Origin of the sequence: Actinophytocola sp. (genome assembly GCF_009379765.1) — a bacterium.
GTDB lineage: Bacteria > Actinomycetota > Actinomycetes > Mycobacteriales > Pseudonocardiaceae > Actinophytocola.
Map to the genome: position 1 here is coordinate 1 of NZ_WHTD01000046.1, position 19,498 is coordinate 19,498.

25 protein-coding genes and 3 pseudogenes are annotated in these 19,498 nt (G+C 70.0%); 5 read left to right on the plus strand and 23 right to left on the minus strand.

Translation table 11 applies throughout. The features are described from left to right. On the plus strand, window positions 1-189 hold a 189-nt coding region (locus GEV28_RS16000), incomplete at its 5' end, for a hypothetical protein (RefSeq protein ID WP_291412866.1). A gap of 349 nt (window positions 190-538) precedes the next feature. Here GEV28_RS16000 and GEV28_RS16005 read toward each other — a convergent pair. From GEV28_RS16005 to GEV28_RS16085, 19 genes and pseudogenes are all read right to left on the minus strand, one after another. After that, window positions 539-769 (minus strand): hypothetical protein, encoded by a 231-nt coding sequence (locus tag GEV28_RS16005; protein ID WP_291412867.1) that lies wholly within the window; start codon window positions 767-769, stop codon window positions 539-541. Between the two features lie 43 nt (window positions 770-812). Beyond that, entirely contained in the window at window positions 813-2,639 is a 1,827-nt protein-coding gene (locus GEV28_RS16010; protein ID WP_291412868.1) for a phosphoenolpyruvate carboxykinase (GTP), read from the minus strand. A 37-nt stretch (window positions 2,640-2,676) separates the two neighbouring features. Then, window positions 2,677-3,012 carry a helix-turn-helix transcriptional regulator gene (locus GEV28_RS16015; protein ID WP_291412869.1) on the minus strand — a complete coding sequence of 112 codons (336 nt, stop codon included), beginning with the start codon at window positions 3,010-3,012 and terminating at the stop codon, window positions 2,677-2,679. Window positions 3,013-3,401: 389 nt separating this feature from the next. Next, window positions 3,402-3,587, minus strand: coding sequence for a hypothetical protein (locus GEV28_RS16020; protein WP_291412870.1), 186 nt, complete (start codon window positions 3,585-3,587; stop codon window positions 3,402-3,404). Between the two features lie 193 nt (window positions 3,588-3,780). After that, window positions 3,781-4,680 (minus strand): hypothetical protein, encoded by a 900-nt coding sequence (locus GEV28_RS16025; protein ID WP_291412871.1) that lies wholly within the window; start codon window positions 4,678-4,680, stop codon window positions 3,781-3,783. 212 nt (window positions 4,681-4,892) lie between these two features. Further along, window positions 4,893-5,102 (minus strand): hypothetical protein, encoded by a 210-nt coding sequence (locus tag GEV28_RS16030; RefSeq protein WP_291412872.1) that lies wholly within the window; start codon window positions 5,100-5,102, stop codon window positions 4,893-4,895. A gap of 169 nt (window positions 5,103-5,271) precedes the next feature. Beyond that, a complete protein-coding gene (locus GEV28_RS16035; protein WP_291412873.1) occupies window positions 5,272-6,819 on the minus strand; it encodes an NADH-quinone oxidoreductase subunit C in 1,548 nt (515 codons plus the stop codon). Further along, on the minus strand, window positions 6,816-8,339 hold the full coding sequence (locus tag GEV28_RS16040) for a proton-conducting transporter membrane subunit (protein WP_291412874.1): 1,524 nt from the start codon (window positions 8,337-8,339) through the stop codon (window positions 6,816-6,818). The genes GEV28_RS16035 and GEV28_RS16040 overlap by 4 nt, the downstream gene beginning before the upstream one ends. Continuing rightward, window positions 8,339-9,001 (minus strand): hypothetical protein, encoded by a 663-nt coding sequence (locus GEV28_RS16045; protein WP_291412875.1) that lies wholly within the window; start codon window positions 8,999-9,001, stop codon window positions 8,339-8,341. The genes GEV28_RS16040 and GEV28_RS16045 overlap by 1 nt, the downstream gene beginning before the upstream one ends. A gap of 21 nt (window positions 9,002-9,022) precedes the next feature. Then, on the minus strand, window positions 9,023-9,970 hold the full coding sequence (locus GEV28_RS16050; protein ID WP_291412876.1) for an NADH-quinone oxidoreductase subunit H: 948 nt from the start codon (window positions 9,968-9,970) through the stop codon (window positions 9,023-9,025). Continuing rightward, a complete protein-coding gene (locus GEV28_RS16055) occupies window positions 9,967-11,985 on the minus strand; it encodes a proton-conducting transporter membrane subunit (RefSeq protein WP_291412877.1) in 2,019 nt (672 codons plus the stop codon). The genes GEV28_RS16050 and GEV28_RS16055 overlap by 4 nt, the downstream gene beginning before the upstream one ends. Continuing rightward, on the minus strand, window positions 11,982-12,473 hold the full coding sequence (locus tag GEV28_RS16060; RefSeq protein WP_291412878.1) for an oxidoreductase: 492 nt from the start codon (window positions 12,471-12,473) through the stop codon (window positions 11,982-11,984). The genes GEV28_RS16055 and GEV28_RS16060 overlap by 4 nt, the downstream gene beginning before the upstream one ends. 104 nt (window positions 12,474-12,577) lie before the next feature. Further along, complete coding sequence (locus GEV28_RS16065) at window positions 12,578-12,964, minus strand: helix-turn-helix transcriptional regulator (RefSeq protein ID WP_291412913.1); 387 nt, start codon at window positions 12,962-12,964, stop codon at window positions 12,578-12,580. A gap of 622 nt (window positions 12,965-13,586) precedes the next feature. Then, on the minus strand, window positions 13,587-13,811 hold the full coding sequence (locus GEV28_RS16070; protein ID WP_291412879.1) for a pyridoxamine 5'-phosphate oxidase family protein: 225 nt from the start codon (window positions 13,809-13,811) through the stop codon (window positions 13,587-13,589). Further along, a complete protein-coding gene (locus GEV28_RS16075; RefSeq protein ID WP_291412880.1) occupies window positions 13,808-14,569 on the minus strand; it encodes a sigma 54 modulation/S30EA ribosomal C-terminal domain-containing protein in 762 nt (253 codons plus the stop codon). Before GEV28_RS16075 ends, GEV28_RS16070 begins: the two co-directional genes overlap by 4 nt. 141 nt (window positions 14,570-14,710) lie before the next feature. Next, the gene (locus tag GEV28_RS16080; protein ID WP_291412881.1) at window positions 14,711-14,902 is read right to left on the minus strand and encodes a hypothetical protein; all 192 of its coding nucleotides are present in this window, start codon (window positions 14,900-14,902) and stop codon (window positions 14,711-14,713) included. A gap of 74 nt (window positions 14,903-14,976) precedes the next feature. Continuing rightward, window positions 14,977-15,300: pseudogene (locus GEV28_RS42310) on the minus strand (phosphoenolpyruvate carboxykinase domain-containing protein); the annotation flags it as partial. 55 nt (window positions 15,301-15,355) lie between these two features. Further along, window positions 15,356-15,692, minus strand: a pseudogene (locus GEV28_RS42315) (phosphoenolpyruvate carboxykinase domain-containing protein); the annotation flags it as partial. 113 nt (window positions 15,693-15,805) lie between these two features. Then, window positions 15,806-16,036: a hypothetical protein gene (locus GEV28_RS16085; protein ID WP_291412917.1), complete on the minus strand. Its 231-nt coding sequence runs from the start codon at window positions 16,034-16,036 to the stop codon at window positions 15,806-15,808. Here GEV28_RS16085 and GEV28_RS16090 point away from each other — a divergent pair. Next, window positions 15,935-16,408, plus strand: coding sequence for a wax ester/triacylglycerol synthase domain-containing protein (locus tag GEV28_RS16090; protein ID WP_291412914.1), 474 nt, complete (start codon window positions 15,935-15,937; stop codon window positions 16,406-16,408). The two genes, GEV28_RS16085 and GEV28_RS16090, sit on opposite strands and share 102 nt — an antisense overlap. A 57-nt stretch (window positions 16,409-16,465) precedes the next feature. Here GEV28_RS16090 and GEV28_RS16095 read toward each other — a convergent pair whose 3' ends face one another. The 4 genes from GEV28_RS16095 to GEV28_RS16110 form a co-directional block, all read right to left on the minus strand. Further along, window positions 16,466-16,987, minus strand: a complete 522-nt coding sequence (locus GEV28_RS16095) for a 2-oxo acid dehydrogenase subunit E2 (protein ID WP_291412882.1) — start codon at window positions 16,985-16,987, stop codon at window positions 16,466-16,468. Between the two features lie 83 nt (window positions 16,988-17,070). Further along, entirely contained in the window at window positions 17,071-17,271 is a 201-nt protein-coding gene (locus GEV28_RS16100) for a hypothetical protein (RefSeq protein WP_291412883.1), read from the minus strand. Next, on the minus strand, window positions 17,268-17,612 hold the full coding sequence (locus tag GEV28_RS16105) for an HPF/RaiA family ribosome-associated protein (protein WP_291412884.1): 345 nt from the start codon (window positions 17,610-17,612) through the stop codon (window positions 17,268-17,270). Before GEV28_RS16105 ends, GEV28_RS16100 begins: the two co-directional genes overlap by 4 nt. Continuing rightward, the gene (locus GEV28_RS16110; RefSeq protein ID WP_291412885.1) at window positions 17,609-18,352 is read right to left on the minus strand and encodes a PhoU domain-containing protein; all 744 of its coding nucleotides are present in this window, start codon (window positions 18,350-18,352) and stop codon (window positions 17,609-17,611) included. The genes GEV28_RS16105 and GEV28_RS16110 overlap by 4 nt, the downstream gene beginning before the upstream one ends. Before the next feature lie 240 nt (window positions 18,353-18,592). Between GEV28_RS16110 and GEV28_RS16115 the strand changes: the two are divergent. The 3 genes and pseudogenes from GEV28_RS16115 to GEV28_RS16125 form a co-directional block, all read left to right on the plus strand. Beyond that, a pseudogene (locus GEV28_RS16115) lies at window positions 18,593-18,803 on the plus strand (AMP-binding protein); the annotation flags it as partial. Between the two features lie 76 nt (window positions 18,804-18,879). Further along, the gene (locus GEV28_RS16120) at window positions 18,880-19,092 is read left to right on the plus strand and encodes a hypothetical protein (protein ID WP_291412918.1); all 213 of its coding nucleotides are present in this window, start codon (window positions 18,880-18,882) and stop codon (window positions 19,090-19,092) included. Between the two features lie 111 nt (window positions 19,093-19,203). Next, window positions 19,204-19,476: a hypothetical protein gene (locus tag GEV28_RS16125; RefSeq protein ID WP_291412886.1), complete on the plus strand. Its 273-nt coding sequence runs from the start codon at window positions 19,204-19,206 to the stop codon at window positions 19,474-19,476. Window positions 19,477-19,498 lie beyond the last annotated feature (22 nt).

The following is a 19,498-nucleotide window of genomic DNA, read 5'->3' on the forward strand; positions in this document are numbered from 1 at the left end:
CTGCCGCTCATCCAAGTGCGGCAGGATCGTCCCGAACTTCGCCGCCAGGACCTGCTCATCGATCTCCACGACCATGGCCATACCAGAACCATGACAGAACAATCACGACATGTACAAGTTAATTTGAGACAATTCCTAAGGGGTTCCGGTGAGGATGACGACGCGTTGGTAACCGCCACGGTGATGTGATGGTCGTGGACGGTGGCGACGAGTTGTGCTCGATGTCGGTGTCGATGGGTAAGGACACCGCCGGGACGGTAGACACAGTGGGGACGGGGGGTGGTCATGAGGCCGCAGGCGGTGCCGGCGGCGGCTTGATGCAGGCGGGCTCGGGTGCCGCATCGGCCGGCAAGCAGGGGTGGTGCTCGGTGTCGCGGTGGAATGCGAGCTTGGCCAGTGTGTCCACGTCAGACCCGATGCCGACAAGTCGGCCGGTGGCGTTCGATCAGGGTGGCGGTGAGTCACTAGACGGAGGGTCGAGGGAGGCGGTGAAACGCGGTGCGGGTCGTGACGGTGGCCACGGCGGGCTCGGGCATGGTCAGCTTCCGGTGAAGCTGTTGCGCTGGTCGAGCCGGGTGTTGATCCATCGGTAGAGGCGCTCGACGGTGCGGGTGTCACGGCAGGCGCGGGCGGCGCGCAGGTGGGTGGCCGCGGTGGCGAGCGCGGCGTCGAGTTCGGCGATGGGGTCGCTGGTGACGAGCATGTCGAGCCGGTCGGGGATGAGCAGCCGGCGGCTAGTGTCGGGCTGGGCGTGTGACGGTGGGGCCATGTGGCTGCCCCCTGGTGTGCGGGCGCGCGGTGGAGTCGGTCCGTTAGCGGTCCGAGGGTTGGGTGAGGCGGTGGGTGAGTCTGTCGAGTTCCTGGCGTAGGGCAGCAGGGAGCGTGTCGCCGATCGTGGCGAACCACTGGTCGATCCGGGGTAGCTCGGCGCGCCACTCGTCGGGGTCGACGGTGAGGGCGGCCTGGATGTCCTCGATAGGGGTGTCCAGGCCGTCGAGGTCGAGGGCGGCGGCGGGGGGCACCCAGCCGATGGGGGTGTCGACGCCGGGGGCGGTGCCCTCGACCCGCTCAATGGCCCACTTCAGTATCCGGGAGTTCTCGCCGAAGCCGGGCCAGAGGAACCGCCCGTCGTGGCCGCGGCGGAACCAGTTGACGTAGAAGATTTCCGGCAGCTGAGCCGGGTCGGCCCGGCTGCCGGTGCCGATCCAGTGCCGCAGGTAGTCCGCGACGTGGTACCCGATGAACGGCAGCATGGCCATCGGGTCGCGGCGCACCACGCCGAGGGCGCCGTCCGCGGCGGCGGTGGTCTCCGAGGAGAGGGTGGCGCCGAGGAATACCCCGTGCCGCCAGTCACGAGCCTGGGTCACCAGCGGCATGGTGGTGGCCCGCCGGCCGCCGAAGAAGATCGCCGAGATCGGCACCCCGTGCGGGTCGTCCCACTCGGGGGCGAGGGTCGGGCACTGCGCCATCGGGGTGCAGTAGCGGGAGTTGGGGTGCGCGGCCGGCTCGCCGGAATCCGGCCGCCAGTCCTGCCCGATCCACGAGGTGAGGTGTCCGGGCGGCTCGCCCATGCCCTCCCACCAGATGTCGCCGTCGTCGGTGAGCGCGACATTGGTGAACAGGGTGTTGCCCTGGGCGATGGTGCGCATCGCATTGGGATTGGTGTGCCAGTCGGTGCCCGGGGCGACCCCGAAGAACCCGAACTCGGGGTTTACTGCGTAGAGCCGCCCGTCAGCGCCGAACCGCATCCAGGCGATGTCGTCGCCCAGCGTCTCCACCGTCCAGTCGGGGATGGTGGGTTGCAGCATCGCCAGGTTGGTTTTGCCGCACGAGGACGGGAACGCGGCGGCGATGTAGTGCACGGTGTTGTGCGGAGAGGTGAGTTTGAGCACGAGCATGTGCTCGGCCAGCCAGCCCTCGTCCCGGGCGATCACCGACGCGATCCGCAGGGAGTAGCACTTCTTACCGAGCAGCGCGTTGCCGCCGTAGCCGGAGCCGTAGCTCCAGATCTCCCGGGTGCGTGGGAAGTGCGCGATGTACTTGGTGGTGTTGCACGGCCACGGCACGTCGGACTGACCGGGTTCGCGTGGTGCGCCGACGGAGTGCAGGCAGGGCACGAAGTCGGCGTCGTCACCGAAGGCGGCCAGTGCCGTGGTGCCCATACGGGTCATGATGTGCATGGACACCACGACATACTCCGAGTCGGTGATCTCCACCCCCAGCATGGGGTTCTCCGCGCCCAGCGGGCCCATGCAGAACGGGATCACATACATCGTGCGCCCGCGCATGCACCCCTGGAACAGCCCGGTCAAGGTCTCTTTCATCGCGGCCGGCGCCATCCAGTTGTTGGTCGGTCCGGCGTCAGTTTCGTTCTCCGAGCAGATGAAGGTCCGCTGCTCCACCCGGGCCACATCCGACGGGTCCGAGGCGCACCAGAACGAGTTCGGCTTCTGCCGCAACCGCACCAAAGTTCCCGCCTTGACGAGCTGGACGGTAAGCCGTCGCCACTCGTCGTCGGAGCCGTCGCACCACACCACCCGCTCCGGGGTGGTCAGCTCGGCTACCTCGCGTACCCAGGCGCACAGCCGGGGGTGGGTGGTGGGGGCCTGGTCCAAGCCGGGAACAGTCATCGCGGTCATTGTGGCTCCTCGCATGCGGTCCGGGCTGGGTTGGGGGTCACGACGCCTTCTCGGTGCGCAACTCGGCGAGCAGCTCGGTCTGGTTGGTCAGCATCTCGGTGAGGATGCGGCGGGCAACCCGCAGCAGGTCGGCCACCTCAGGGGCGCGCAGCGCGTACTCCACGCTGCCGCCAGCGCGGTGGGCGCCGACCAGGCCGGTCCGCCGCAGCACCGCCAACTGCTGGGACAACCGGGACGCACCGATCGGGAGCTCGGCCAGCAACGACCGGACCGGACGGGGACCGTCCTGCAACAGTTCGAGCACCCGGATCCGCACCGGATGCCCGATGGTACGGAAGAACTCGGCCTTCGCCTCGTAGAGCGGGACGGGCATGGTCAGTCCTCTCGCAGCGTCATCAGGACCACGGGATCGACCCAAGGTCCGGGTATCCACCTCGGTCCGGTCGGCGAACTCCAGCAGGTCTGTCAGCCGCGCCCCATGCAGCTGCGCTTTCTTGGGTTGCCCGGCCGCATGCGCGGTCAGAAGCGCCGTCATCAGCGCGCGCTGAGCCTGCTCGATCCAGCCCCCGCAACGTCGTCACGAACTCACTCATCTGCGCCTGCCCTGCCCACCTAGGAGCACGTGCGTCTCATCGAAACTAGCAAACCCATCATGTCCATACTTTACAAACTCTGCAACTCTTTCGGTGGTGGGGTTGGTCACGTACCCGGTCTCCGCCACCGGGTGATCCGGTACGGGGGCTCGTCCGCGGGAGCGACGGGTTACCGCCGGGCGTCGCGGGCCGCGGCGGCCTGGCGACCTACCGCAGTGCCGCACCCAGCGGGGTAGCCATGCTGGGCCAGGCGGGAGTCGACGCCGCCGACCACGACGGTCAGCGTGATGCACAGGCGGACGACTACGCCGAGCAGGATCGCCCCGAGCATCAGCTGCCAGGACCGCCCCACCACGCGCGCACGATGACCACCAGCACGGCCATGGCCGACGCGAGGTGGACCAGTCCCCGCAGCACGACACGCAGAACCAACTGCGGCAGGTGTCGTCGTGCCGCACCCATTCACGGTAGGCGGCCCGGCAGCGTACCGCCGTACTGGAACCACAGCCACAACACCGGGTTGGGTCGCCTGCGGGCCATGCCGACGGCTACGGGGCGAGTGGGCGGTCGCCGCCCGCCTGGCGAGACTCGTGTGCTCGGGCGTGATCCAAGCGTCGCCGGCCTCGGTGGACGGACCGGTGCCACGTGGGGTGATCGAGTTCCCGGACGGCCGCGTCGGCGACGGCACCGGCCAGATCAGCGTCCGTCAGCTCGGGCAGCAGCCGGGCTGGTGGGGTGGCGGCGGTGATAGCGCGCGCACAGCCGTGAAGCACCTCGATGGTCAGAACCGGGTGCGCCGATTCGGTGAGTGCGCGGAGCAGACCGGGCACGGCGAGTAGGTGGTCGTCTGGCTCGTCGGGGGCAATCACGGCCAGCTGCGGGCGATCCGCGGCGGCCCGGGCAATGTCGGTCGCGCCGCCGAGCAGATCGATGATCGCGTCGGCGTCCCGGGTGACGATCGGCAGCGGGAATCCGGTCCGGTCGGCGGGGTTCCAGCTGATGATATCGCCGATTCCGGCGGCCATCAGCAGGTCCGGCAGCGCCGGCATGGTCTGCGCACCGGCGATGACGACCTGACTGGTTCGCGGCGCGCGGTCGACGCGGGCGAGCACGGTGAGCAGCACGGCAGTCAACGTGACCGCGGTGGTGTCCTGCTCGGTCACCACCACAGGCCCGCCGGCGTCGTGCACCGCCTGTTGTGCGGCGCGCGCCCGGGCAGGGTCGGTGTGAGTCAGGTAGATCGCCCCGATGTCGTCGGAGAGTTCCCGCAACCGCGCGGCGAGTTGCCCGCTGTCGTCGGCGTGCACGGGCAGCGGCAGGGCCCGAAGACCGGTCAGGGTGTGCACCATGGCCGCGTAATCACGCAGGAGGGGCCGCACGGATGCCGGGTGCGGATACCGTCCACGGTGGTGCAGCGCGCTGCCGTCACTGGCCACCGCGACCGACACCGCCCCCGGTGATGCCGACTGACACGACCGGTGCGTGCGGGTGGACTGAGGGGGTGATGCGGGCACCGGATGAGCGCGGGCAGCGAGTGTCATAACGATGCCCTTCGTGGTGTGGGTCGGGACGCTGTGCGGCGCGGCGTCAGCGGGTGTGGACACCTGAGGCAGCGTGCGGTGCGGGGCAGCGCAGACCTGGGCTTCGCGCGGCGGCGGCATCACGCGCAGTGTCCCGCCGCGACATCCAGGACGGCCGGTGCTACCCATCCTGTGGTGTTCACGTCGGTGGCCGCGGCGCGATCCAGCAGATCCAGCAGGCGGGCGCTGTGCCGGTGGATCTCGCGGTCATCCCCGGCCTGCCGCGCCAGCGCCAACCCTTGCTGAGCGGCCTCGATGCGGCTGTACAACACGGTGGTGAACTCGGTCATGATCCCACGGCCCTTTCCGTGACCGCGTGCGGAGCTTCTCCCCGCACCAGACATACATACTATCGCAGTTAAAGACTATTGCAAGTCGTCAACTATGCGAGATGGCGCACACTCGGGGCAGAGTGCGGGCCTGCGCAGCAGGGCCGACGTCAGTGGGTTGCCGGCGGGTTTAGAGGTCGTTGCCGGCGTAGGACAGGTTGAAGCTCTTATTGGTGAGGGGGAAGTCGGGGACGATCGTGTCGGTCAGCGCGACCGGCAGCGCCGGCCAGTTGAAGAAGCTGGGGTCGACGATCTTGACCCGGGTGAGGACGCCGTCCGGTGCGAGCTCGACGCGATGCACGATGGTGCCGCGCCAGCCTTCGACGATCCCCACCCCGGAGCGAACCTGCCCGGGTTCGGTGTCCGCGCCGGTGGTGACGGGTTCGCGGGTGACATCAAGGTCGTCAAGGTCGTCGAGCAGTTGGGTGATCATGGCCACCGAGGCCTGGACCTCTTCGGCGCGCACGGTGAAGCGGGACAGTACGTCGCCGTCGGTGTGCGCGTGCTGGGTGCGGGCGAATCCGCGGGAGCAGAACGGGTGGTCGTGGCGGGCGTCCACGGCCAGGCCGCTGGCCCGGGCGACGTAACCGAGCGTGCCCAGGTCGGTGGCCTGCTGGGTGGTGAGCACGGCGGTGCCGGTGAACCGATCCCGCACCACGGAGTGGCCGAGCGCGAGGGTGACGATCTCGGCGATGTCGGCGCCGATCGCGGCCAGCTGCTCGGGGTCGGGCAGCCGCCGGAGACTGGCGCCGCCGAGACGGATGCCGCCGCGGAGCAGCCGGTGTCCGGTTACCATCTCGTTGAGGCGCAGGAGTTGCTCGCGGACGCGCTGGGCGTGGGCGTTGAGGATGCCGTAGCCGACGTCGTTGCACAGCGCGCCGAGGTCGGTGATGTGGTTGTACAGCCGTTCCAGCTCGAGCAGGACCGCGCGGATCCGCTGCGCGTCTTGCGACACGCCCAGGCCCAGCGCGTCCTCCACGGCCTGGCAGAACGCCAGGGTGTGGCCGACCGCGGTGTCGCCGCTGACCCGTTCGGCCAACTCGATGGCGTCGGCGGGCAGGCGGCCCTCGAAGAGCTTCTCGATTCCTTTGTGGACGAACCAGAGTCGGGCCTTGAGGTTGAGGATGGTCTCACCGACCACCGAGAAGCGGAAGTGGCCGGGCTCGATCATCCCCGCGTGCACCGGTCCGACCGGGATCTCATAGACCCCGGGGCCTTCCACGGTGCGGAACGGGAACGGCCCCTCGGTGTCGCCGAACGCGGGCGGGTCGCCCGCGTTCTTGAGCATCGGGTGCCAGCCTTTCGGCCAGTGGAAGTGCCGCACCAGCCGGCGGGGCAGCGGGTGGTCATCCGGAACGATGCCGTACAGGTCACGCATCTCGCGTTCGAACCGGCCGGCCGGGAAGGAGATGGTGGCCAGGCTGGGCAGGTGCGGGTAGGCGCGGCGCAGGGGCACATGCAGCTCGACCCGCCGGTCATCCACAGGTGAGGTGAACAGGTAGATCGCCCGCAGGATGTCCCCGTCGTCGTGCCCGGCCACCAGCGCCACGCGGAACCCGTTGTCCAGCAACGCCGCGGCCTGCCGTTTCAGCGCGGCGCCGGTGACGGTGAGCGCGGTGCGGTGGAACCCGACCGGCTCACCGGACGTGGGGAACCGGGAGTGCGACACGCTGGTCATGATGTTCCCGTGAGGATGTCGGCGGCCAAAGACAACAGATGCAGCAGCGGGCCCGCCGCCACACCGAGCACGGCGCACACGGCCAGCCCCACGGCGAGCGGGACGGTGGTGCTGCGAGCGGTGCGGTCGGGCGCGGTCGCCGCCCCCGGGCCCTGCGCCGGGACCACGGCCGGGGACGGATCACCGAGCAGCATGTGCCCGGCGTGGCCGAGGAGCGCCGCGGTGATCACCAGCACCAGCACCAGCGCGACGCTGGTGGCCCAACCGGTTCCGGCGGCGTAGCCAGCGGTGAAGATACCGAGCTCGCTGGCGAACAGGCTGAACGGCGGGAACCCCAGCAACGCCAGTACTCCCAACCCGACCAGTCCGGCCAGCACCGGCTCCCGCGCGGCCAGACCCCGCACATTGCTGACCAGCCGCGAGCCGGTCAGCTGCAGGATCCGCCCGGAAGACAGGAACAGCACCGCCTTGGCCAACCCGTGACCAAGAATGTGCAGCAGCACCGCGGCCACAGCGACACGGCTGCCGGCGGCGGTGCCGAGGGCGAGCAGGCCCATGTGTTCCATACTGTGATAGGCCAGCATGCGTTTGTAGTCGCGTTGCGCCAGCAGCAGTGACGTGGCCACCGCCAGCGTGGCCAACGCCATCACCAGCAGCAGGGCGCGGACGAACCCGGCGCCCAGCGCGGCGTCGGCGATGACCTTGACCCGCAGGATCGCGTAGAACGCCACCGACAGCAGCACCCCGGACATCAACGCCGACACCGGCGCCGGGGCTTGGGAGTGCGCGTCCGGCAGCCACGCGTGCAGCGGCGCCAGGCCCACCTTGGTGCCGAACCCGACCACCAGCAACGCCACCGCGATCCGGGTCACCCCCGGGTCCAGATCGGCCGCGCCGGCGGCCAGCCGAACCCAGTCCAGCTCGGCCGGAGCAAGGGTTTGCTCCGATGCGTAGTTGAGCAGGATCATGCCGAGGAACGCCAGCGCGATCCCGACCGAGCAGATCACCACGTACTTCCACGCGGCCTCCACCGATGCCCGGGAGCGGCCCTGCCCGACGAGGAACGCGGTGACGATCGTGGTGGCCTCCACGGCCACCCACACCACCCCGAGGTTCGCGGCCAGCACCGCCAGCGCCATCGCCGCGAGGAAGGATTGCACCAGCAGGCTGTGCCGGGCCGCGGTGCGCGCGGTGGCTCGTCCACTGTGGATCTCCGCTTGCAGGAACGCCGGGCTCGCCGCGGTGGCCAGCAGCCCGATCGCCCCGATCACGATGATCATGAACGCGGACAACGCATCCACCCGGACCAACCCACCCGCCGCGATGTGCGGGCCGTCGGCGGCGACCACGATCCCCAGCCCGATACCGCACACGAGGATCCCCGCCGCGCACACCGTGCCCAACCACGTGGTGTCCGGGCGCCAGCCGAGGAGTCCATACAGGACAGCCCCGATGCCGGGCAGCGCCACCGGCCCGACCATCAGCACGGTAGTCAACAAGGTGGTCAACGGGGTGGCCATCAGTCGCGCAGCTCCCGCAGTTCGTCCAGATCCGTGTTACCGAAGGTGGCGCGCATCCGGGTGGTCAGGATCTGCAACACCAGCACCGCGAACAACACATCCAGCGACACACCCAGCTCGACCACCAGCGGCACCCCGCTCGTGGTGAGGAACCCGATCGCGGTGATCCCGTTGTCCATCAACAGGAACCCCACCAGCTGGGACAGTGCGCGGCGGCGGGTGACCAGCACGAACAGCCCGATCAGCACCACCGTCAACCCGACCGGGATCGCGTGCGTGGCCGGGGAGGGCGCCAGCTCCACCAGCGGGCGGGTGACCGCGTAGGCGATCAACGTCAACACCGCGGCCGCCAGCAGCGAGGCGGAGACGTTGACCAGCGGCGCCGTCTCCCGCTGCGCCTGACCAGCCCCGGCCAGAGCGCGGCGCAGCAACAGCGGCAGCACCCCGGCGCGCAACACCACGATCCCGGCCGCGACCGCCGCCAACTCGACCGAACCCTGGTGGGCGGCCAGCACACCGACCAGCCCCGCGAGCGCTACCCCCTGCAGCGCGAACACTCGGATGATCACTGCGAGCTCACGCCGCCAAAGCACCACCACGGCGGCAAGCAGGAACGCCCCGGCCGCCAGGTTCAGCAACTGGATGTAGAACGTCTCGTTCACCGTGCTCCTTCCCAAGACGGCTCAGGCCAGAAAGAACGACGCGGCCACAGCCAGCAACGACAACAGGAACGACCCGGCCAGCAGCTCCGGCACCCGGAACAGGCGCAGCTTGGCCAGGAACACCTCACCCACCGCCAGCAGCACCCCCAACAGGACGACCTTGGCGGCGAACGCCGCGACCCCCACGGCCAACGCCGCCGGAGCGCCGGCAGTGGCGATCCCCCACGGTGCGAACAAGTTGGCCAGCAACCCGAGGAACACGGTCAACCGCATCATCGACGCCAGCTCCACCACCGCGAGGTCCGGGCCGGCGTACTCCAGCACCATCGCCTCGTGCACCATCGTCAACTCCAGGTGGGTGGCCGGGTTGTCCACCGGCAGCCGCCCGGTCTCCGCGATGATCACCACCACCAGCGCCACCGCCGCGAGCAGACTCACCGGGGAGATCACCCGACCCGGGTCATGCAGAGTCGAGGAGACGATCGCGGCCAGGTTGGTGGAGCCGACCCGCACCGACAGCGCCAGGATCGCCACCAACAAAGTCGGCTCCACCAGGGCGATGATCGTCATCTCCCGGCTGGCGCCCATCCCGCCGAACGCGGTGCCGGTGTCCAACCCCGCCAACGCCAGCGCGACCGTGCCCAACGCCAGCAACGCGACCACCGCGAACAGATCCGCCACCGGGTCCAATCCGGACTCCACGGTCACGAACGGGGCCACGACCGCGACCACCAGCGTGGTCGACAGCAGCACGACGGGTGCGTAGCGGAACACCTCGCTGGTGCCGCGCGGGGAGATCGGCTCCTTGCGGACCAGCTTGCGCAGATCCCGCCACGGCTGCAGGATCCCCGCGCCGGCGCGGCCCTCCAGCTTCGCCCGCACCTGCCGCATCACCCCCACCAGCAACGGCGAGCCGCCCACGACGAGCACCGGTTGGGCCACCGCGCCCACCACCGCCAGCGCACTCACCGGGTCACGGCCAAAATAATCAGCAGCGCGGTCACCGCGTAGAAGCCGTAGCCCAGGTAGCGGTGCACACTGCCGGTCGCGAGCGCCCGCGCAGCCCGGCCCCACACCGCCACCAATGCCAGAACTGGTTGGTAAAGGCGACGTTCGACCCGGTCCGGCACCCGACGCCGGTACTCCACCGCCTGCACCAGATAGGCCGACTCCCGGGCGTGGGTAACGTCCACATCCAACTCCGGCTGCAGCACGTCGTCGAAGACTCGTTGCAGCGGCTCGGCGAATGAGGTCGCGGTGTACTCCATCCGCGCGGTCAGCGGGCCCCCGCCGCAGTCCCACAACTGGGCCGTGCGCCGAGCCCGGCGCGTGGCTGCCGCACGCACCCCGCCCACCACCGCCACCACCCCGAGCAGCAGGGCCGCAGCCAGCAGCAACGGCGACAACGAACCCGCCACTGAGGACAGGCGCAGGGTGACCTCCCCATGCACCGCCGGCTCGCCCGATCCGACCAGCCGGCTGGCCGCCGAACCCACCCCGGGCAGCACGGTCGTGGGGACTAGCGCCAGCACCACACAGGCCGCGCCGGCGATGCCCATCCCGGCCAGCATCGTCCGGGGACTCTCGCCCGCCTCGGTCGCGGCCCGGCTGCGGGGTTTGGCCAGAAACCCCACCCCGAACGCCTTGACGAAGGTGGCCACCGCCAACCCGGCGGTCAACGCGATCGCGGCAACCGCCACCGGCAGCAGGATCGCGCTCGGCACCCCACTCGGCGGCAACCCGTGCACCAGGCTCTGCAACAGCAACCACTCGCTGACAAACGCCGCACCCGGCGGCAGCGCCGACGCGGCCAGCGCCCCCACCCCGAACAACCCGGTGGTCACCGGCATCCCCGGTCGCAGCCCACCCAGCGCGTCCAAGTCCCGGGTGCCGGTGGCGTGCAGTACCGACCCGGCGGCCAGGAACAGCAGCGTCTTGAACGCCGCGTGGTTGATCACATGCAGCAGCGCCGCGGCCAGCGCCAACCCGGCCAGCACCCGCTCACCGGAGCCGGCGAACATCCCCGCCGCACCCACCCCGATCAGCACCAGACCCATGTTCTCCGTGGTGGAATACCCGAGCAGCCGTTTGAGGTCGGTGCTGATCGCCGCCTGCAGGATCCCGTACACCGCCGACACCGCGCCCAGCACCAACACCACCGGCCACCACCAGCCGGGGCCACCACCCAACAAATCCAACCCGACCCGCACCAGCCCGTAGATCCCGAGGTTGACCATCGCCGCGGACATCAACGCCGACCCGTGGCTCGGCGCCTCCGGATGCGCCCGCGGCAGCCACGCGTGCAGCGGCACGATCCCGGCCTTCGCGGCGAACCCCACCAACGTCGCCACAAACACCAGCGAGGCCACCCCGCCGGACAGGTGCGCGCCCGCCGCTCGCAGCGCACCGAAGGAGGCGTCGCCCGCGTGCGCGGCGAACACCAGCAGCCCGATCAGGATCGCGATGAACCCGAGATGGGTCATCACCCCGTACCACAGGCCGGCCTCACCGACCTCCGCCCGGCGACGGTGCTCGGCCAGCACCAGCGGCAGCGACGCCACCGCCATCAACTCCCAACACACCAGGAATGTGCCCACACTGTCCGCCGCCGGCACCAGCACCATCGCCACCACGAACACCGGCAGCACCACCTGCGCCGCCCGCCCGTTCAAGCCGTGCCGGGTGTAACCGATCCCGAACACCCCAGCCGCGACCGCCACACCCCCGGTCACCGCCACGAACAATCCACCCAGCGGGTCGATCGCCAGCTGGAAGCCGGCCAGCGGCAATATCCACGGCGCGGCCAGCGAGAACGATTGCCCGGCCATCGCGGCCACCCCGGCCAGCACCGCCGCCGCACCCGCAGCCGCGGTCCCCATCCCGACCGCCGCGCTCCGCCGATCCGCCCGACTCACCAGCGCGGCCACCACCGCCGCCACGGCACACGCCACAGCCAGCCCGATCCCGAATGCCGCCAGGTTCATCGACCGGTCAACCCGCGCAACGCCGCCACAATCTGCTCCGGCCGCGGCGGGCACCCCTCGATCTCCATATCCACCGGCACCACATCACGCACCGCACCGGCCACCCCATACGCCCCGGCGAACACCCCGCAGTTACGGGCGCAGTCACCCACCGCGACCACCACCTTCGGCGTGGGGACCGCGGCGTAGGTGCGCCGCAACGGCTCGGCCATGTTCCGCGTGACCGGCCCCGTGACGAGCAGCGCGTCCGCGTGCCGGGGCGAGGCCACCAGCCGCGCCCCATACCGGTCTGCGTCATACACCGGGCCGAACGCCGACCCAATCTCCACCTCACAGCCGTTGCACGACCCGGCATCCACATGCCGCACCTGCACCGACCCCGCCAACTCCGCCGCGACCGACCCCTGCGCCGGTGTCGCATACGGACGCACCGGCGCCGGCTCGGCCACCCGCCCGGTCCGAAAGATCTTGCGCCACAACCCCGCCACAGCCTCTGCTCACGCCCTTTCCTGGTCCTCGACGTCCATGAGACGTCCATGAATGGAGCGGTCACCCCGCCGGAAGGGGGAGGGGCGGCGGGGCGACCGCAGCTTCACCCGCCGCCCGCCGTCCGCCGCCCGCCCCGCCGGCCAGGCCCGGCCGGCGGGGACGCGTTGGCCACCCGGAGGTCCTCCAGCAGCCCCATCTGCCCGGACAGCACCGAGGTCAAGATCGTGCGCGCCACCGCCAGCAACTCCGCCACCTGCGGGCTGGTCACCGAATAGAAGACCGTTGAACCCTCCTTGCGGGTCACCACCAACCCCGCCCGACGCAACACCGCCAACTGCTGTGACAGGTTCGCCGCCTCGATCCCCACCTCCGGCAACATCTCGGAGACCGCATGCTCCCGCTCACTCAACAACTCCAACACCCGAATCCGCGCCGGATGCCCCAACGTCTTGAAGAACTCCGCCTTCAACTGATATAGAGGTCTACTCACCGCCACCCCCCATCACCCGAACCACCCAGCCGCCCGCGTCACGCACTCGAGCGCTCATCACCATCGCCATCACCCACCGGCCCTTCCCCAACGCCACGAGCACAACCACACGATCGCATGAGTCAATAATTGCGAACCTTAGCAACTCTTGGACACGCCGCCGCCTCCGGGCACGACCCGGGCCCCGGCCACCCACCGGTTCAGCCGGCTTGTAACGTCGGACGGCCTCGCCCACAGTGTCGACAAGGGTGAAACACCGTCCATGCCGACGACCTCGATGCCACGGCGGGCAACACTCCCCACCGGGGCGACCGCCACCATCAAGCGCGATACCCCGCCGGGTGACCACCGCTGGCAGCGGCGATCAGAAACCCGAGGGCCGGTGGAGCCGAACGAAGGTCACCGTACTGAGATCGGCGACACCGGCCGCTGGCACATCACCACGCCGCCGGAATGGTGTCCCGGTGATGATCTCGGGGTGAATGCGGATGACGTGGCCACTGTGCCGATTGACCCAGGGTTGGGTCAATCGTTCGTAGTGGGCCAGGGGTGGCAGGGTCCTGTTCCAGCGTGACCTTGCCGGTGATGATCACGCTCCAGCGCAGCCGGTCGTCGGGTGTGATCAGGTCGACCTCGTAGGCGACGATCTGCCGATCGCGGTCATCACGGCGGCGTCGCTGTGAGTGCGGATGAACACCTCGCCGGCGTCGACGAGGTGGTTGACCGGCCGGATCTGCGGTAAGGCCCGTTCGGTGAACGAGATCCGGCCGAAGGACACGCTGCCGAGCAGGCGCAGCGCCTCGGTGCGGTCCAGTTCCCGGGTTTGGTGGGGGCGGGTTTCGATCATGCCGGGCCGACCTGTCCGTAGTGGCCGTCGTAGCGGCGATACAGCACCGTGCCCCGTCCCGTGTTGCGGTCGCGGAAGAACCGGTACGGCAGGTCGGTACGGCCCAGCGCCCGTGCCGCCTGAGGCGGTGTTTCGGTCGGCACGGGGTGCACGTTGATCGTTAGTGGGACCGTGGTCGGCGTCGTGGGTGGGGCCATCAGGGAGAGCCGGGCGAGGCGGTAGCCGGTCGGGCCGACCCGGTAGACGACGCTGTCCTCGCCGGTGTCGACGTCGACGAACAGGTGGATGTCGTAGTCCATCAAATCCATCGTCAGCGCCGCCTCCTCCACGGTGCAGCACGCCAGCGGGTAGCACTTGCGCCGCACGATCTCCCGCTGTCCTACCGGCTGGACGCGGGCATGCAGCGGCGCGATGTCTTGTGGCCAGCGCCGTGGCTGGCGTGGCCCGGTCAGCAAGGCGATCTGGTCGCGTAGCCGAGCCCGCAACAGGCGGCTGGCCTCTGCGAAGAACGCCGCCGCCACCTGGGCCCGCACCGCACGTCCGCCCAGCTCCAGGTTGGCTTGCACCAACGCCGGCACCGGCGCGCTCGGGCGCGCGAACGCAGTCAGCCGCACCCGCCCCGGCGAGGACGACTCAGACATCTGGTCGGGCAGCCGGTCGGAGAGCCGCCGCACGAAAGTGGCGAGCTGCCGGCGCACGTACTCCCGCGCACTGTCGAGCACCTCACCCCGCGTCTGCACCACGATGGAACCCGACATCCGACCTCCCAAACGCAACAGACTTGCAAGAATCGCCAATTGCTGACTCTTGAAATTCTATGGAGATCATCTTCCCAGTGGTTCGTGTCGCGCGAATAGAGCCCAAAGTCCCCAAGGCGCACTGACGGCGCAGGCTGGTGATCAGGGTGGGCGATGAACCGTCGCGGACCCGCTGCGTTGGTTCAGCCGCGTGTCCACCCATCGGGTGAGGTATTCGACGACACCGGATACACCGCGTTGGTGCGCGGTCCGCAGCTGGGCGGACCCGATATCCAGCGCCGCGTCCAGTTCGGCGACGGGATCGCTGGTGACGAGCATGTCCGGGGTCAGCATGACATGGGGTTGCGGGACGGTGCGGCCCGGGGGATCTCGGTGATCGGGGTGCGTTGCGGTATCCAGTCATGTCCTTATCTCATGAGGGTGTCGTGGCGAGGCGGTGCCACAGGGCGTCCAGTTCGTCCCACAGACCGCTCGAGAGTCGATCGCCGAGGGTGGCGAACCAGGCTCTCGACCAGCGAGACCTCGGCCCGGCCTTCGTCGGTGTCGACCGCGGACGCTGCGGAGACGTCAGCGGGACCGAAGGCCAGCCCGGTGAGGAACAGCGCGGCGGCGTCGGGCACCCGGCCGATCGGCGTGTCGCGGCCGGTCGTGGTGCCCTCGATCCACCCGATGATCCACGCGAGCACGCGTGCGTCGTCGCCGTGGCCGGGCCACAGGAGGCGGCCGGCCGGACCGTGGCGGAACTAGTTCACCCCGAAGATCTTCGGTCGGCAGCACCGCCGGCCGCGTCATGTCGTCGGTGCGGGTGGTCAGCCAGTGGGCGAGGTGGTCGCCGGCGAGGTAGCCGAGGATGTTCCGCCTGGCCATCGGGTCGCGACCGACCACACCAGTGTCGGTGTCGGTGTCGGTAGAGAGGGTGGAGCGGGAGGAACACGCCGTGCCAACAGTCGCGAGTCTCGGTCACCTGCGGGATGGTGGTGGGGCCGCGAGCGCCGACGAGGACGGCGGAGACGAGCACGCCGTTCGGGTCGTCCCATTCCCGAGCGAGGTCGGACAGTGCGTGATCGGGCTGCGGAACCGGGAGTTGGGTGCGCGGCCGGGCCCGCGACATCACGGCCGGCATCGGGGTTGGCTCTGCGGTCGATGTCGGTGGTCCAGTCGCGGCCGGTCCAGTCGCTCCGGTGTCGACCCGGCCTTCCCTCGGCAGTCAGCACCGGCCAATGTCAGGCGCCATGGTCAGACCTGGTCCGCGCCCGACGTCCCAGTCGATGTATCGGTTGGCGTCACGAGAGCGGGATCCACCCAGCCTGCGGTATCCACGTCAGTGCGCGCGGCCAGATCGAGCAGATCCTCCAGCCGCGCATGATGCAGCGACGCCGCGTACCCGTCGCCAACCCGCCTGGCCTCCACGATCGCCTGCTGGACGGCGTCGACACGGTCGCGCAAGGTCGTCTCGAACTGGCTCATCACGAGAACTACCACACCCGGCGCTCGGCCCTGCCGGCACCGGGCGACGACGACGCCCTGTGCCAACCCGTGGGGCGGGTCATGGGTCAGCGGCTGGACCGGGACCGCCCGCTGTGGGAGTGGTGGGTCATCGAGGGCCTCGCCGAGGGCCGCTGGGCGTTGCTGCTGAAGCTCCACCACTGCCTCGCCGACGGCGTGTCGACCGCCCAGCTGTACAACGCCCTGTTCGCCGCCAACGCCGACCCGATGGCCGCCCCTGGCTGGACCGACGAACCGCCACCAGGGCCTGGCGCCCTCGTGCTCGCTGTGCGTGCTCGCCCGCCGCGCCGACCTGGTTCGTGCCGCGCAGCTTCGACCGGATCTCGCTGCTGAGTACGCCGCGGTCGAAGCCGAGATCGGCCACCGCGGACCACACGTGAGGGCCGAGCGCTACGTGCCGGCGGGCTCGAACGCGGCGGGGTCCGCGCAGTACCGGCGGACCGCATCCGCGAGCCGGACCGCTTGGCCGGCGTCGGCGTAGCGGTGGTCGAAGGTGGCGGTCAGGGTGAGCATCGGCCGAGCTGTCACGGCCCCGCCGATGACCACGGGCCTGGCCTGCACGGCGCCAACGAGCACGAGCACCGGCACCCGGTAGTACCGGGCGAGCGGGGAGAAGGCCCGGGTGACGCCCCACATGCCGACAGACGTGATCATGGCACCACCGAAGGCCTGGCGGGACAGACCGAAACGGCTCAGGTCCAGGTTCAGGTCTGAGGTCAGCCAGGCCGCGAGCCGCAACACGGGCCGGACCAGAAGGCGGAGCAGGCGGGCGAGCACGGCCTTGCCGCGCCCGAGTTGGCGGTCCTCACCCCGGCCGAGCTCTGCGACCCGGCCGTTCACCTCGTCCGCGACCTGCCGGACGGACAGCCAGTCCGCTTGCGCCACCTTCACCCCGCTGAGTTCCCCCGCCACCGAGCGATGAAGAAGACGTCGACGTTCTCGCGGGCATGGACGCGCCCAGGGGGCGAGCCGCACGTTCAGCTCCGGCACCTCGGTCAGCGCGAAGGCGACCGCCCGGCCGACCAGGTGGTCACGGTCGCCCGCCCGCCGCTCACGGCCCGCACCTCGTCCAGATAGGACAGCAACGCGGTGGCGTCGATGTCCAGCTCGCCATAGAACTGTGGATCGTCGGGCGGACCCCAGGTGGCACCCGCCAGGCGCCGCCAGCCGGTCGCCAGCGTCGCAGTCGTGCTCACCGCCGCCCTCCGGCGCGCCGGCGGCGCGGGTCGGGCGGGCTGTCGAGCTGTCTCACCAGCCGGTCGACGACCCGGTCGAGAGCGTCTCGCGCACCGTGCGCATCCGCCTCGGCCCGGACCTGCCTCCCGTTGACGTCCAGGGTCACCTCCACGATGACCGGACGTCCGCCCGCCAGGTTCTCGTGCCTGGTGAGCCGGACGTGCATATCGAGCAGCGGCACGTGTGCGTGCCGTGCCACGGGTGCCAGCTTCCGGGTGACCAGCTCGGCGACATCGACCCCGAACTCACCGCGCACGACAATCCGCGGAACGGGCAGCGTGATGGTTGGTCTTGTCCTCATACCTCGACGCTGCCACGCGCGCACTGGCACCGACGACGACCTCGGTCACCTTCATCCGGGTCGTTCGACCCTGTCGATCCGTCACATTCCGGCACGCGGCGCATCCAGCGGGCCGGGTCCCCGCGGGGTAGGCGACCCGACGGGCAAGGCCGAACGCGTGGTCGGCGTAGCGTTCGTAGTACCGGCCGATCAGCGCCACGCCCACCGCACGCTCGACGTCGCGCACCCGCGGCAGGTCGAACAACGTGTGGTAAAAGCTCCTTCTGCAACCGGCCCAGCTCCGCGTCCTCGCGTTCCAGGCCGGTCACGGCGGTTCCGTCGCGGGTCATGACGGCCCGGCCCGCGGCCGCGACGATCCGCTGCGCGTGGTCGACCATCGCCTGCACCGCAGGCCGCAACTCGGCGGGAACCGCGCAGTCCGGCTGGTGTGCCGACGCGATCTCGGCGACGTGCACGGCCAACTTGCCCATCCGACGCAGGTCGACGCTCATCCGCAGGCACGCCACGACGGTCCGCAAATCGGTCGCGACCGGTTGCTGGCGGGCCAGGATGTCCACAGCAATGGCATCCACTTCGGACTGCAGCGCGGCGACCGCGCCGTCGCCGACGACGTCCGCGAGGCGTGCGTCGACGTCGAGCAGCGCCGTCATGGCCCGCCGCATCGCGTCGGCGACGAGGGACGCCAGATCTCCCAGCCGGGTCGCGAGCTGATCCAGCTCCTCGTGAAACTTCTCTCTCATGCACCGGATGGTGCGCCCGAAACGACTTCACCGAACCCGGCAAACGACTGTGGACACCATGGACCTTCGACCCATGACGCCGACTGCGGTCGTGCGCAGGTTCGAGGCATGAGCACCAAACGTGAGTCCAGCACACCACCCCGGCACCCACCGAACACGGCCGACGACCTGCTGCACAACGCGGCGCACCTGCCCGGTCGCGCCGCGTTTGCCCGTCGCACGCGTGACGGATGGCGGTCGGTCACCTGGAAGGAGTTCGCCGAGCAGGCCACCTCGCTCGCCGCAGGGGCTGGTGACCGCCGGCGTAAACCCCGGCGACCGCGTCGCGATCATGTTGGGCACCAGCCTCGAGTGGGACCGCGCGGACTACGCCATCTGGCTGGCCGGGGCGGTGACCGTGCCGATCTACGAGACGCAGGTGGTCTGGATCCTGCGAGACTCGGGGGCGGTGGCTGCGTTGTCGCCGACGACCGCCTCGGACAGCTGGTCGAGGGTGCGTATCGGAGTCCGTGCGCCACGTGTAGCGGATGTCCGAGCCGGACGCCGATCTGCGGCGCGCCATTCAGGCGGTCGTCGACGACGTCAACCGGGAGGTGTCCCAGGCCGAGTCGATCCGCCGCTCCGATGTCGTGGCCGCGGAGTTCCGGGTGAACGAGGAGCTCACGCCCACCGAGAAGGTGCGGCGCGACCACGTGCTGGTGAAGTACTCCGACGTGGTCGAGTCGATGTACCGCACCTGACATGTGCGGCGGCCCGGAGGGTAGAAGAGCCCTGCCGCATCGGGACCCCTCACTACATCGCCGTGTCATTGGTCGGTATCCGCGGCAGGTGAAGCAAACGAGCCTGGGGGTATGACGGACGACGAGCGGATTTCGCGGAACTCGCCCGCCTGGCAGCGGTACCGGGCGGCGCGCACGTTGGCCCATCACGCCACGGACGCTACGGACCTGGCCCGGTTGCTGGACATGCTGGGCCTGTCGGCGGCCGAAGGACGCGAGCCGCCGGAGGAATCGGCTGCTGCCGACCCGACCCCGCATCCCGTGGCGCTCGGCGAGGACAGCGCCGGCCGGTTGAACGGCCTTCTTCGCGAGGCGTATCCCGCCAGACACCGTCGCGCCGGATGACGACCCCCGCCGAGCGCAGGTA

Bases quoted from the DNA above. Each gene is read 5' to 3' on its own strand.
- GEV28_RS16005 (WP_291412867.1), bottom strand. From the start codon at position 769: ATGGCCCCACCGTCACACGCCCAGCCCGACACTAGCCGCCGGCTGCTC.
- GEV28_RS16010 (WP_291412868.1), bottom strand. From the start codon at position 2,639: ATGACCGCGATGACTGTTCCCGGCTTGGACCAGGCCCCCACCACCCAC.
- GEV28_RS16015 (WP_291412869.1), bottom strand. From the start codon at position 3,012: ATGCCCGTCCCGCTCTACGAGGCGAAGGCCGAGTTCTTCCGTACCATC.
- GEV28_RS16030 (WP_291412872.1), bottom strand. From the start codon at position 5,102: ATGACCGAGTTCACCACCGTGTTGTACAGCCGCATCGAGGCCGCTCAG.
- GEV28_RS16035 (WP_291412873.1), bottom strand. From the start codon at position 6,819: ATGACCAGCGTGTCGCACTCCCGGTTCCCCACGTCCGGTGAGCCGGTC.
- GEV28_RS16040 (WP_291412874.1), bottom strand. From the start codon at position 8,339: ATGGCCACCCCGTTGACCACCTTGTTGACTACCGTGCTGATGGTCGGG.
- GEV28_RS16055 (WP_291412877.1), bottom strand. From the start codon at position 11,985: ATGAACCTGGCGGCATTCGGGATCGGGCTGGCTGTGGCGTGTGCCGTG.
- GEV28_RS16070 (WP_291412879.1), bottom strand. From the start codon at position 13,811: ATGATCGAAACCCGCCCCCACCAAACCCGGGAACTGGACCGCACCGAG.
- GEV28_RS16075 (WP_291412880.1), bottom strand. From the start codon at position 14,569: ATGTCGGGTTCCATCGTGGTGCAGACGCGGGGTGAGGTGCTCGACAGT.
- GEV28_RS16080 (WP_291412881.1), bottom strand. From the start codon at position 14,902: ATGCTGACCCCGGACATGCTCGTCACCAGCGATCCCGTCGCCGAACTG.
- GEV28_RS16090 (WP_291412914.1), top strand. From the start codon at position 15,935: ATGCAGCGACGCCGCGTACCCGTCGCCAACCCGCCTGGCCTCCACGAT.
- GEV28_RS16085 (WP_291412917.1), bottom strand. From the start codon at position 16,036: ATGAGCCAGTTCGAGACGACCTTGCGCGACCGTGTCGACGCCGTCCAG.
- GEV28_RS16105 (WP_291412884.1), bottom strand. From the start codon at position 17,612: ATGAGGACAAGACCAACCATCACGCTGCCCGTTCCGCGGATTGTCGTG.
- GEV28_RS16110 (WP_291412885.1), bottom strand. From the start codon at position 18,352: ATGAGAGAGAAGTTTCACGAGGAGCTGGATCAGCTCGCGACCCGGCTG.
- GEV28_RS16120 (WP_291412918.1), top strand. From the start codon at position 18,880: ATGTCCGAGCCGGACGCCGATCTGCGGCGCGCCATTCAGGCGGTCGTC.
- GEV28_RS16125 (WP_291412886.1), top strand. From the start codon at position 19,204: ATGACGGACGACGAGCGGATTTCGCGGAACTCGCCCGCCTGGCAGCGG.